This is a genomic window from Streptomyces sp. RKND-216, assembly GCF_004795255.1.
Taxonomy (GTDB): Bacteria; Actinomycetota; Actinomycetes; order Streptomycetales; family Streptomycetaceae; genus Streptomyces; species Streptomyces hazeniae.
In genome coordinates, this window is sequence record NZ_SSBQ01000002.1 from 1,452,594 (window position 1) to 1,464,453 (window position 11,860).

General features: G+C 74.9%; 12 protein-coding genes and 2 pseudogenes. 7 read left to right on the top strand and 7 right to left on the bottom strand.

Going from position 1 to position 11,860, the window contains the following annotated elements; translation table 11 throughout:
• Positions 1–21: 21 nt before the first annotated feature.
• Positions 22–669, top strand: coding sequence for a PAS and ANTAR domain-containing protein (locus tag E4198_RS06170; RefSeq protein WP_136182281.1), 648 nt, complete (start codon positions 22–24; stop codon positions 667–669).
• Here the strand turns inward: E4198_RS06170 and E4198_RS06175 are convergent.
• Together E4198_RS06175 and E4198_RS06180 are read right to left on the bottom strand one after the other, a co-directional pair.
• Positions 660–1,529, bottom strand: coding sequence for a class I SAM-dependent methyltransferase (locus E4198_RS06175; protein ID WP_136182282.1), 870 nt, complete (start codon positions 1,527–1,529; stop codon positions 660–662). The two genes, E4198_RS06170 and E4198_RS06175, sit on opposite strands and share 10 nt — an antisense overlap.
• Positions 1,530–1,679: 150 nt before the next feature.
• Positions 1,680–2,123, bottom strand: a complete 444-nt coding sequence (locus tag E4198_RS06180; RefSeq protein WP_136182283.1) for an SsgA family sporulation/cell division regulator — start codon at positions 2,121–2,123, stop codon at positions 1,680–1,682.
• A gap of 359 nt (positions 2,124–2,482) precedes the next feature.
• Between E4198_RS06180 and E4198_RS06185 the strand changes: the two genes are divergently transcribed.
• Complete coding sequence (locus tag E4198_RS06185; RefSeq protein WP_136182284.1) at positions 2,483–3,964, top strand: hypothetical protein; 1,482 nt, start codon at positions 2,483–2,485, stop codon at positions 3,962–3,964.
• 356 nt (positions 3,965–4,320) lie between these two features.
• On the top strand, positions 4,321–5,604 hold the full coding sequence (locus E4198_RS06190) for an MFS transporter (protein ID WP_136182285.1): 1,284 nt from the start codon (positions 4,321–4,323) through the stop codon (positions 5,602–5,604).
• A gap of 4 nt (positions 5,605–5,608) precedes the next feature.
• On the opposite strand, the gene E4198_RS06195 is transcribed toward E4198_RS06190, so the two are convergent.
• Positions 5,609–5,821: a hypothetical protein gene (locus E4198_RS06195; RefSeq protein WP_136182286.1), complete on the bottom strand. Its 213-nt coding sequence runs from the start codon at positions 5,819–5,821 to the stop codon at positions 5,609–5,611.
• A 54-nt stretch (positions 5,822–5,875) separates the two neighbouring features.
• Between E4198_RS06195 and E4198_RS25320 the strand changes: the two are divergent.
• Both E4198_RS25320 and E4198_RS06200 read left to right on the top strand, forming a co-directional pair.
• Positions 5,876–6,311, top strand: a pseudogene (locus E4198_RS25320) (histidine kinase); the annotation flags it as partial.
• Positions 6,309–6,497, top strand: a pseudogene (locus tag E4198_RS06200) (helix-turn-helix transcriptional regulator); the annotation flags it as partial. The pseudogenes E4198_RS25320 and E4198_RS06200, both read left to right, overlap by 3 nt.
• A 96-nt stretch (positions 6,498–6,593) precedes the next feature.
• On the opposite strand, the gene E4198_RS06205 reads toward E4198_RS06200, so the two are convergent.
• The gene (locus tag E4198_RS06205) at positions 6,594–8,210 is read right to left on the bottom strand and encodes a PHB depolymerase family esterase (RefSeq protein WP_136182287.1); all 1,617 of its coding nucleotides are present in this window, start codon (positions 8,208–8,210) and stop codon (positions 6,594–6,596) included.
• Positions 8,211–8,450: 240 nt separating this feature from the next.
• Here E4198_RS06205 and E4198_RS06210 point away from each other — a divergent pair, with 240 nt between their 5' ends.
• The gene (locus E4198_RS06210; RefSeq protein WP_136182288.1) at positions 8,451–9,278 is read left to right on the top strand and encodes a MerR family transcriptional regulator; all 828 of its coding nucleotides are present in this window, start codon (positions 8,451–8,453) and stop codon (positions 9,276–9,278) included.
• A gap of 75 nt (positions 9,279–9,353) precedes the next feature.
• Here the strand turns inward: E4198_RS06210 and E4198_RS06215 are convergent, their stop codons facing one another.
• A complete protein-coding gene (locus E4198_RS06215) occupies positions 9,354–9,782 on the bottom strand; it encodes a pyridoxamine 5'-phosphate oxidase family protein (RefSeq protein WP_136182289.1) in 429 nt (142 codons plus the stop codon).
• A gap of 94 nt (positions 9,783–9,876) precedes the next feature.
• On the opposite strand from E4198_RS06215, the gene E4198_RS06220 reads away from it, so the two are divergent.
• Entirely contained in the window at positions 9,877–10,788 is a 912-nt protein-coding gene (locus E4198_RS06220) for a S41 family peptidase (protein WP_136182290.1), read from the top strand.
• Between the two features lie 64 nt (positions 10,789–10,852).
• On the opposite strand, the gene E4198_RS06225 is transcribed toward E4198_RS06220, so the two are convergent.
• The gene (locus tag E4198_RS06225; RefSeq protein WP_136182291.1) at positions 10,853–11,620 is read right to left on the bottom strand and encodes an NAD(P)H-binding protein; all 768 of its coding nucleotides are present in this window, start codon (positions 11,618–11,620) and stop codon (positions 10,853–10,855) included.
• A 38-nt stretch (positions 11,621–11,658) separates the two neighbouring features.
• Entirely contained in the window at positions 11,659–11,850 is a 192-nt protein-coding gene (locus E4198_RS06230) for a DUF6381 family protein (protein ID WP_027765936.1), read from the bottom strand.
• Positions 11,851–11,860: the final 10 nt, after the last annotated feature.

Sequence of the window (11,860 nt, forward strand, 5' to 3'; positions counted from 1 at the left end):
GGGGTGGGTGCGGGAGGTCCGATGGCCGAGGATGCCGAGGTCGCCGAGGTCACAGAGCCGACGGGTGAGCCGACGGGCGAACTGACGGGGGTCTACCGCTACGACGTCGTCGCCGACTCGTGGTGGTGGTCGGACGAGGTCTTCACGCTGCACGGCCTCACCCCCGGTCAGGTGACCCCGACCACCAAGCTGCTGCGGGAGCACCAGCACCCGGACGACCGCGAGCACGCCCGCGCGCTGCTGGAGGGGTGCCTCGCGGACGGCGAACCGTACAGCTGCTACCACCGGATCGTCGCCGCCGACGGCCGGGTGCGCCGGGTGGTCGTCGTCGGCGACGGCCAGTCGGACGCCGACGGTCGCCTGATCGGCCTGCGCGGTTTCTTCGTCGACGTCACCGATGCCGTCAACCGCCAGGTCCGCGAGATCGCGGACGAGGCGATCGCCGCGGCCCGCGACAGCCAGGAGGACATCGACCTGGCGCGGGGCATCGTGATGGGCGTGTACGGCGTGGACGCCGAGGCGGCGCTGGCCATCCTGCGGCGGCACTCACAGCACACCAACACCCGGCTGCGCGACATCGCCGCCTCGCTCGTGGCGGCGGCTCCGGCTCCGCCGGGCAGTCTGCGTACGGAACTGCGCCGCCGCCTGGAGCGGGCCTTCTACGCCTGAGCGGCCGGAAAGGTTCGTGCGGGACGTTCTCCGGGCGGCGCGCCCGCGGCGTTGTCGGGCGACACGGGGTGGGGCGCCCGACCGAGCACCAGAGACACCCGTACCGTCTCGGTGACATGGTGCACGTCCGGCAGCGCGGCGCGGATGCGCGCGGCGAGTGCCGGGCGGTCGGGCGGCGCGGGCAGGTCCTCCGCGGGGATGGCCGAGAAGACGGTGCCGACGAGCTGCTCCACGCCGAGCCGGTCCTCGTACTCCACGGCCAGCTCCCGCACGCCGGTGAATCCGGCGTCGCGCAGTCCCCGGGCGTAGTCCAGACGGTCCTGGTCTCCGGTGCCGCAGGTGGCGCGCAGCGGCTGGCGGAAGTACGCCTCCAGGCAGTCGCGGAGGGATCTCGACCAGTCGGTGTCCTGGAGCCACAACGGGGTGCCGTTGGCCAGCACCGCGACGCCTCCACCGGGGCGGATCAGCGGAGAGAGGGCGCGGAACAGCTCCTCGTGGCGCATCCAGTGCACGGCCTGGCCGATGACGGCCGCCCCCAGGACGCGAGGGCCGAGGGCCGTACCCAGCGCCGGGACGTCGGTGTCGGCGCCGAGTAGCCAGGAGACGTTGTGCACGTCCTGCTCGGCAGCCGTGGCGCGCGCGAGGCGCAGCATGTCGGGCTCGGGGTCGAGGCCCAGGACGGCGCGGACGCGAGCGGCGAGGGGCACCGCGAGTTGTCCGGTGCCGCACCCGAGGTCGAGCACGAGGTCGTCGCGGGTCAGCGCGAACGTCTCCTGGAGGGCGTCCAGCGCCTGCTCCGGGTAGCCGCGCCGGTACTTCGCGTAGTACTCGGCGACATCGCCGCTGAAGCCCACCGTCATGATCCCAGGCTGCCGCAGTGCGAGGGAGCCGTCCACAGGGCGCGCGTTCGCCCTGGGCCGAGTGGACCCCCGGGCAGGTTCACGCTCCGTGCGCGGGCCGCTCGTGCCCGTCCGGCCCGGGCTCCCGCAGGCCCGCCCGTCCGCCTCGGGCTACAGGTCGTCGGTCGGCGCCTCGCTCGTCGGCGCGGCGGCCAGTACGGCGTCCAGTTCCGCGTCCAGCGCCTGGGCGATGGACTCGGTGCCGGGGGCGACCAGCCGGTGGGTGAGGTGCAGCCAGGAGCGCACCTCCTCGGCGGGCACGGTCAGCAGCGCGTCGCCGTCGAGCGAGGCGAGCGCCACGTACAGCACGGCGCGGCCGGCGACGGTCGTCGGCCACAGTCGGACGTCTCCGCGCCCGCAGGGTCTGCGCAGCCCCTCGGCCAGCAGGTCGCGCGCGAAACTCCACTCGACCGGCGCCTCGGTGCCGACGTGGAAGGTGAAGTGCACTGCGAGCGGATCGTCCTCCCGGTAACTCAGCCGCGCCGGCACCGAGATGCCGCGCTTGGGCGACATCGCCAGCCAGAACTCCAACTCGCGTTCGACCGCGACATACATGTTCTTCCCGCCTTCCCCGTCGGTGCGGCGGCCCGCCGCACCCCGATCCCGCTCTCGCGGCCGGGTCGCCTTCCGGCTCCGCGCCGCCCCCGGAGCCGTTCTCCTCGGCTCGCGGAGTGTCCCTCGCCGGGAGCGCGTAAACCGGCACCACGGGAAACCGCCGTCTCTCCCGTACCACCGCATGCGTGGCCGAGCCCCTTCTCGTCGTCCCGACGTCCTTACGTCCGTCCACCATGGGGCGGATCACCCCCGCGCGGGCTCTTCCTTACAGAAAGTCAACGAGCCCGTGCTGAGTGTGTGTAGGCTCTGCTCCCCGCCCACTCGCTTAATCCGCTTAACCGCACCGAACGGAGCGAAACTTGGGCACCAGGACGCCGAACGACCGCCTCCGGCGGGCGATTCACGAGGCGGGCTGCACCTACGCCGAGATCGCCAGGGACGTCAGGTCGGTGGCTGCCGAGAGCGGCGGCCGGCCGCGCACCAACTCCTCCGCGGTCGCGCACTGGGTGGCCGGCACCCGGCCTTCCGCGGCGACCGCCCGCGCGCTGACGGAGGCGCTCGCCCGGCGTCTGGGCCGGGCCCTGGTGCCGGAGCAACTCGGCTTGCACACACCGGGGTACGAGACGTCGGACGGTGGCGCGGAAGCGGGCGGCGCCGGGACGGCAGCGGGGCCGGGATCCCCCGGCGACGGGTCCTTCGCCACGGGCGGCGCAGGACTCGGTGAGGACCCGGTGGCCGCGCTGACGCGGCTCACCCGCGACGACCTGGCGGGCCGTACGGAGACGGTGCGGGCCCCCTACGCGGTCGCCCTGGCGGCGGTGCCGCCGCACCGGGTGGAGGAGGTCGCGGCCCGCGCCGGAGTCGTGGGTACCGCTGCCGGCGGCGCCCGCGCCGGGGCGGGAGACGTCACCGCGGCACGCGCCATGCTGGAGCTGTTCACGCTGGCCGACGAACGCCACGGGGGCCGGCACGGCGCGTCCGCGGTCGTGCAGTACCTGCACTCTGACGTGGCCGCGTTCTGCCGCGCACGGTTCCGCTCCGAGACGCAGCGGCGGCAGATGCTCACCACCGCCGGGTGCCTGGCGTACCTGGCGGGCTGGAAGGCGTACGACGGGAACCGCCCCGGGCTGGCACAGCGCTACTACCTGCGTGCCCTGGCGTTCGCCCGTGCGGCGGGCGAACCGGCGCACGAGGCTTTCGTGCTGCGCGTCATGGCGCACCACGGGATGGAGTGCGGTCGTCCCGAGCACACGGTGCAGCTGATGGACGCGGCGCTGGAACGCCTGGGCACACGGGCCGACCCGGCGTCGGCGTCGCTCTACGCCGCCACCCGGGCGCGGGCGTTCGCCGTGCAGGGGCGGCGCCGGGAGGCGATCGCGGAGTCCTCCCGCGCCCTGCGGCTCGGAGAGGGCGCCGACGAACGCACCCTGCCCTACTGGGCCGCGCTCTGGGGATCGTCGGCGGCCTGCGTGCGCAACCACCTGGGGAAGGCGGCCGCCGCGCTGGGCGAACCCGCCCTCGCAGAGGCTCACTTCGCGCGCGCGGAGTGGAGCCCCAGCGGCGGCGGGGCGCAGCGCCGCATCGCCGCGCTCAGCCTCGCGCACACCGGTGCCATGCAGTGCCGTCAGGGCAAGCTCGAGCGCGCCTGCACCACGTGGGGGCATGCCCTGGATCTGACGGAGGGCGTGCGGTCGGCGCGGCTCGTCGGCGCGGTGGCGCGGATGCGGACCGACCTCGCCCCGCTGCGGCTGCGGGGCGCGCGCGCCGCCCTCGACTTCGACGCCCGCGCACGCGACTGGCTCGCCGACGTCACCACCGACGGAAGGAGCGCCCCGGGATGACGGACCACCGCCCGGAGGCGGCGGAGCCGCCGCGGCCCCCCGCGGCCGTAGGTCCGGCGGTGCCGCCCGCACGCCCCCCGGGAGACGACCCGACTCCGGCGGGAGCCGCCGGCACGGGCTCCGGCGCGTCGCCCGCAGCGCTGCTCCGGGGCGGAACCACCGGAGCGGGAGGCGGGCCCGAGCGGCGGGAGGGCGCGGCCGAGCGGTGTCGCCCGACGGGGGCGTCGGTATCTTCCGCCGCGCCGGTGCGGGCGGCGCAGTCCCACGGCCCGGACGGGGAAGGTGCGAACCAGGCACCGGGCACCGCGGGGTCGCGCCTCGGCGTGCCGGCCGGCCCGACGGCGAGGCGCCCGCGGATGGGGCGGATCGCCGCCGCGTGCTTCGCCGGAACCGCCATCGAGTACTACGACTTCAGCGTCTACGGCGTCGCCGCCGCGCTCGTGTTCGGTCCGCTGTTCTTCCCGACCTTCTCTCCCACGGCCGGGCTGCTGGCCGCCTTCGGCGCGTTCGCCGCCGGGTTTCTCGCCCGCCCGCTGGGTTCGGTGGTGTTCGGTCACGTCGGCGACCGGTTCGGGCGTCGCACGGTGCTGCTCGGTTCGCTGCTGACGACCGGCCTGGCGACGGTCGGTGTGGGGCTGCTGCCCGGCTACGACACCCTCGGCGTCGCCGCGCCCGCCCTGCTGGTGCTGCTGCGCTTCGTTCAGGGTCTGGGCGTCGGCGGCGAGTGGACCGGCGCCGTCCTGCTCGCGTCGGAGCACGCCCCGCCGCACCGGCGCGGGCTGTGGGCGGGTTTCCCGCAGGTCGGCCCGGCGGTCGGCTACCTGCTGGCGAACGGGCTGATGCTGGCGATGTCCGCGGGGCTGAGCGAGGAGGCGTTCCTCGCCTGGGGCTGGCGGGTGCCGTTCTGGGCGGCGGGCGTGCTGATGGTCGCCGGGTACGCGCTGCGCCACGGGCTGGGCGAGACGCCGGAGTTCCGGCGGGTGGCGGCCGAGGGGCGGGCGGCGGCGCCGTTCGCCGAGGTGGTGCGCGGGCACGGCCGCCGGGTGCTGCTGGTTGCGGGTGCGACGGCCGGGGCGTACGCCCTGTACTACGGCGTTGTCGCGTGGTCGCTGGCGCACGCCACCGGCCCGCTGGGGATGGACCCGTCGACGATGCTCGCCTGTCTCATGGCCGCGGTCGCGGTGATGGGCCTCGCGACGCCGGTGGCGGCCGCGCTGGGCGACCGCTTCGGCCGCCGCCGGATGAGCCTGGCCGGGTACGCGGCGATGGTGGTGTGCATCGTGCCGTACCTGCTGCTGCTCCGCACCGGTGAGCCGGTGTGGATCGCGGCGGGCGCGGCGGTGACGCTGCTGGCGCTGGTGGTGATGCTGGGCGTGCAGGGCGCGTATCTGCCCGAGCTGTTCGCCGCCCGGGTGCGCTGCACGGGCACGGCCGTGTCGTACAACCTGGGCGCCGTCCTCGGCGGGGCGGTCGCCCCGCTGGCCGCCACGCGGATCGCCGCCTCGGCGGGGGCCGGGACGGCGGAGTGGGCGGTGGGCGGTTACCTGGCCGTGGTGTGCGCGGCCAGCCTGCTGTGCGTGCTGCGGCTCCCGGACACCCGGCAGCCGCGTCGGGACGCGAAGGGCCTCGCCCTGAAGTGACGCATCAGGCCGGGGACTTGACCTTCCCGCTCGCCGTGCCGACGGCGAGGCCGAGAACGATCAGCAGCATGTCGACGTACACGTGGTAGCCGTCCAGGGAGCCGATGCGGTGGGTCAGCGCCCACAGGGTGAACCAGCCGTCCGTCCAAGTGTGCAGGAGGCCGCCGACGCCCTGGCTGAGGAGAACGAAGCACACGAATCCGAGGAAGCCCTTCATGCCGTCGATGCTGCCGGGCGGCGCGGGCGGGCGGTATCGACCGCGGAACGGGCTGCCGAGGAGGCACGGCGGGAGGCCCGGGTGGACATCGCCCGCGAGATGTACGACGTCCTCGCCCACCGGCTGTCGCTGCTGAGCGTGCACGCGGGCGCGCGGGCGCGCGGGCGCGCTGGAGTTCCATCCGGATGCGCCGCGGGAGGAGATCCGGCGCGCGGCGGGCGTCGTGCGGGACAGCGCGCACCAGGCCCTGGAGGATCTGCCCGAGGTCGTCGGCGTGCTGCGGGAGCCGGGCGGGGCGCTGCGGCCGCAGCCGGCCTACCGGGTGGTGCAGGAGTGCCTGACCAACGCCCGGAAGTGCGCCGCCGGCCGGCGCGTCACGGTGCGGGTGACGGGCGGGCCGGGCGACGGCCTGGCGGTGGGGGTGCGCAACCGCGTGCCGGGTGCCGGGGAGGCGGCGATCCCGGGCGGCGGCAACGGGCTGATGGGGCTCGCCTCGCTGGGCGACCGGGAGCGCGAGGTCGCCCGGGCGGTGGGCGAGGGCCGGTCCAACGCGGAGATCGCGGCGCGGCTGTACATGAGCGTGCCGACGGTGAAGACGCACGTCTCGCGCATCCTCACCAAGCTGGCGCTGGACAACCGGGTGCAGATCGTGCTGCTCGTGCACGACGCGGAGTAGTGCGCACGAGCGTCCGGCGGGCCGTCTCGCACAAGACGGCGGGCGGTGCGGGCTACCGACCGGCCGGTGGCAGCCCGCACACGGCATGCCCGCGGGTCAGGTCTGGTAGGTCACGGTCAGGGTCGCCCTGTCGGCCGCGCCCAGGAAGACGTACGCCGTACCGGCCGGGGCCTGGGCGAACCGCAGCCGCACCTGCGTCGTCCCGGCCGGGTCGATCGCGGCGAGCCCCGCGGCGTCGAACATGCCGGATTCCGCCGTTCCGGAGGCGGGGCGCGGTAGCTGTGCGGCGGCGGGCGCGTCGGCGGGCGCCGACCAGTCGTCGGCCGCCACCGTGCAGCCGCCACCCAGGCATCCGCCGTGCACGTCCGCCACCAGCGTGTTCCCCGCCGGGTCGGCCCACGGGTCGCCGCTGCCGGAGGTGCGGGCGACGGTCAGGTGCGCCCCGGTGACGGTCGCGCCGTCGGGCAGGGCGGAGGTGTCGAAGGACAGCACGGTCCGGCTGTGGCGCCCGTCCACGCCGCGGCCGACGGCCAGCCCGAGGCTGCCCTCCAGGGTGCCGACGGCGGCGGAGGAGCCGTCCGCGGCGGCCTTGACGTAGCCGTCGCGCGCGTCGTCGCTGCCGAGCACCGCCGTGCCGTCGCCGGGTTCCGGGTCGGGGTCGGGGCCCGGGTCACCCCCGCCGAGGCCCCAGAACTGCGCGATGTGGTGCGCGGCGCAGATGCCGACGTCCAGCACGTACGGCGCGGCGCGGCCGCACTGCCCGGCGCCGCTGCCCGGGTCGACGGGCTGCCCGTGCCCCATGCCGGTGATCTCGTACTCCTCGACGACGGGTTCGCCGCCGGCGTCCTGGTAGACGCGGTGCGGGTAGCCGGCGACGGTGTCGGAGGCGTCGGCGGTGGCGTCGGTGCCGTGCACGTGCGTCCACTGCTCCACGAGTTCCCGCTGGTTGACGGGGGCGACGGTGGTGTCGGAGGTGCCGTGCCAGACGGACAGCGTGGGCCACGGGCCGGTGTGCGAGGAGGCGCCGCGCACCGCGTCGCCCCACTGGGCGGCGCTGCGGTCGGAGCCGGGGTTCATGCAGCCGAACGCGTCCACCACGCTGCTCGCGCAGCGGTAGGGGATGCCTGCGACGACCGCGCCTCCGTCGAACCGGTCGGGGTAGGCGGCCATCATGACGGCGGTCATCGCGCCCCCGGCGGACAGGCCGGTGACGTACGAACGGCCGGGGTCGACGCCCGTGTCCGCGCGCATGCGGTCCATCATCTGCACCACGGACAGCGCCTCGCCGCTCCCGCGCGAGGTGTCGGTGTTCTGGAACCAGTTGAAGCACATGTTGCCGTTGTTGAGGCTGCGCTGTTCCGGGAGCAGCACGGCGAAGCCGTGGCGGTCGGCGAGTTCGGTCCAGCCGGTCTCGTCGTCGTACTCGGCGGCGCTCTGGGTGCAGCCGTGCAGGGCCACGACCAGCGGGCGGTCCTGCGGAAGTCCGTCGGGGACGTAGCGGAACATGCGGAGGTTGCCGGGGTTGGAACCGAAGCCGGTGACCTCCTCCAGCCCGGCGGCGCGGGCGGGTGCGGGTGCGGCGAGGGAGACGGCGACGGTGGCGACCGCGGCCAGGGCGGCGACCAGGGCCGCCGCCCACAAGCGGTGCGGGCGGTCGCGGCCGGCGCGGCGGCGGTGGGTGGGAGGCGGAGGTGTGGGGTGGTCGGGACGCATCGCGGCTCCAGCGGTGGGGGCGTGCGGACGTGTGGGTGTGCGGATGTGATGCGGGTCTCACTGTTGCGTTGGACCGTACGGCGGCCGTGGCCGGCCGGCCACGGCCGCCGTCCACACTTTCCACCCCACCGAATGGCGGTCGCGTACATGTCACATACGCGCCGTCAGGGCGTCGGGGTGCCCCGCGAACGGCGGGCACTTGACCCTCACACCGTGTGAGGCTGTGCCGTAGGAGGTGCCATGTTCAGCATCGGAGACTTCGCCCGGCACGGCCGCGTGTCCGTCCGCATGTTGCGTCACTACGACGCCGTCGGACTCCTGCGGCCCGCCCACGTCGACCCGTCCAGCGGCTACCGCTCCTACGAGGCGGTGCAGCTCGCCCGCCTCAACCGCGTCATCGCGCTCAAGGAACTCGGCTTCACCCTCGACCAGGTCCAGAAGATCCTGGACGAGAAGGTGACCACCGAGGAACTGCGCGGCATGCTGCGGCTGCGCCGGGCGGAGCTGGCTGCGGCGCGGCGGACGGCGGACGCGCAGCTCGCGCAGGTCGAGGCGAGGCTCCGGACCATCGAGAGCGAGGGCACCATGTCCACCCACGACGTCGTCGTGAAATCCGTACCCGCCGTCCGCGTCGCCGAACTGTCAGCCGTCGCGGGCGGCTTCGAGCCGGAGCACATCGGGCCTGTCGTCGGCCCGCTCTTCGAGAACCTGTGCTGCAGGCTCGACGAGGCGGGTGTACGCCCCACCGGCCCCGGCCTCGCCTACTACGAGGACGCCCCCGAGGGCGCGGACGGCTCGATCGTCGTCCACGCCGCGATGCCGGTCGCCTCCGATGCGGCGGTCGGCCACGGCGTCGACCTCGTCGTCCTGCCGGCCGTCGAGTCCGCCGCCACCATCGTGCATCGCGGTCCCATGGACGGCGTGCTCGGCACCCTCCAGACGCTGGCGCACTGGATCGACGACAACGGCTACACGTCCGGCGGCTACAACCGCGAGCTCTATCTGGAGTGCCCGGCCGACCGGGCCGACTGGGTGACGGAGCTCCAGGAACCGGTCACCCGCGTCTGACGGGCATCAACGCCTCCCGGCGGGCGCGCGCCCGCCGGGACGGGCGGGCCCGGGCCCTCTGCCCCGCCCGGGCCCCTACACCGCGCCCATGTCGGCGGACAGCCACCGCTCCGGCCGCATCCGGATCACCACCTGCTCGCCGTGCTCCCGGGAGGCCATCTCCACGTACGGCTCCAGGACCTCGGCGGGCAGGTACCGCGCCGACATCTCCCGCAGGTGGGCGACCGTCCCCGGCTCCGTCGCCGTCACCGGGCCCTCGACCGACACGTACCGCACCGTCGGGTCCACGCGCTCGGCCATCAGCGAGAACCGTCCGGCCTTCGCGATCGCCACGTGCTTGCGCGAATCCCGCCCGGTCAGCACCCACAGCTCGCCGCCCGGCTCGTAGTGATACCAGATGGGCAACGTCAGCGGCGCGCGGCCGGCTTCGCCCGACTCCACGGCAAGCGCCCCGATGTGCGGCTCCGCCAGGAACCGCTCCCGCTCCTCACGAATCAGCGCCATCCCGCAGCATCTCTCCTCAGCAGTCGTCCACGTCACATCACGTCCTCTCCCATTGGACAGCACGCCACTGACAACCGGGCTAGGCTCACCGCTCATGCCGACCTCGCACGCGCACCTGCTCGCCCGGGCCGCCGACCGCATCGAGACGGGATACGTCTTCCCCGAGCGCGCGACGGAGATCGCCTCCGCGCTGCGGTCACGCGTCACCGACGGCGCGTACGACGGGCTGTCCGGCCGGGAACTGTGCGAGAAGGTCACGGCCGACCTCCAGGAGGTCTGCCCGGACCGGCACCTCCGCCTGCTGTGGTCCGACGAGCCTCATTCCACGGAGCCGGCGGACGCCGACGAGGACCGGGCCGCCATGCTGGAGACGCTGCGCCGCGAGAACCACGGGGTGCGCCGGGTGGAGCGGCTCGACGGGAACACCGGGTACATCGACCTGCGCCGGGTCACCGAGGCGGATGCGGGCGGGTTCGCCATCGGTGCCGCAATGCAGCTCGTCGCCGGGACCGACGCGCTGGTCCTGGACCTGCGCGCGTGCAGCGGCGGGGCTCCCAGCGGCGCGGCCCTGTGGTGCAGCCACTTCTTCCCCGACGACGCGACGCACCTCAACGACATCTACGACCGCGGCACCGACTCCACCCGGCAGTTCTGGACGAGCGCGCACCTGCCCGCGCCGCGCTACCTCGACCGTCCCGTGTACGTGCTGACCAGCGCCGACACGTTCTCCGGCGGCGAGGACATCGCCTACACGCTCCAGGCCCACGAGCGCGCCGTCATCGTGGGCGAACGGACTCGGGGCGGCGCCCACCCCACGGCCTGGCACGCCCTCACCGCCCACGTCACGGTGACCGTCCCCACGGCCCGCACCGTCAGCCCGGTCACCGGCACCAACTGGGAGGGCACCGGTGTCACTCCCGACACACCCGCCCCCGCCGCCGAAGCCCTCGACGCCGCGCTCGCCACGATCCGGGAACCCGCCGACACACCCGCGCAGCGCCGATAACGCGGTGGCGGGGCCCGAGCGGTGTCCGTCGCGGCGCGCCCCGCAGGGGTGCCGGTAGCGGAAGCTAGACGCCCAGGTGCTGTTCGAAGGTGAGCGTGCCCACCGCGCGGTCCGCCGGGGTGAGCAGCGCCCCTGCAGCCACCGCCCGTGCGGCGCGGCCCGGTAGCGCGGGCTCGACGACGCGGCGCTCCCAGCCACCGGCGAGCATCACCGTTTCGGCCAGCTCGCGCAGCGGTCGCGCCTGCGGTCCGCCCATGTCCGGCACCCGCCCCGCCGGCTTCGCCTGTGCCAGCTCGGCCAGCCGCACGGCGACGTCGCTCGCCGCGACCGGCTGGAAGCGGAACCCGCGCGGCGCCAGCACCGCCGGGAGGCGTCGCTGCGCCGTCACGAGCGTGGCGATCAGGTCGTGGAACTGCGTGGCGCGCAGCAGGGTCCAGGGCAGCCCGGAGGACACCACGAGTCCTTCCGAGGCGAGCTTCGACCGGTAGTAGGGGAACGGCACGTCGTCGATGCCGACGATGGAGATCAGCACCACGTGCGGGGCCTCGCCCTCCGCCCCCGCGGCGCGCACGGCCCGCATCAGCCGCCGGGTCAGCTCGACGTCGCGCGCCCCGGTCGCGCAGTGCACGATCGTGCCGGCGCCCCGGACCGCCGCATCGACGCCCGCGTCCCTTCCGAGGTCGGCCTGCGCCCACTCGTACGGCCGGTCGTCCCCGGCCGGACGCGGCCGCCGGCTCATCACCCGCACGGGTGCCTCGTCGGCGAGCAGGCGCGTCACGAGGGGCCTGCCCAGCCGGCCGGTTCCGCCGGTCACCAGAATCGGTCCGTCCACACCCGTCTCCTCCCGCCCCGCATAGCTGGCCCGGCGCGTCAGTTGCTGGGGAAGACCTCGCCGCCGCCCGGGTCGCTGTCCTGCTCGCTCTGCTCACGCAGCCTGCGTGCCTTGTCCTGCAGCCGCTCGCGTTCGTGCGGGTCGGCGGCGCGTTCGGCCGCCTCGCTCAGCTGCTGCGCCTTCTCCTGCATCTGCCGCACCCGGCCGCGCAGCTCGTCCTCGGCACTCATGACCGCTCCT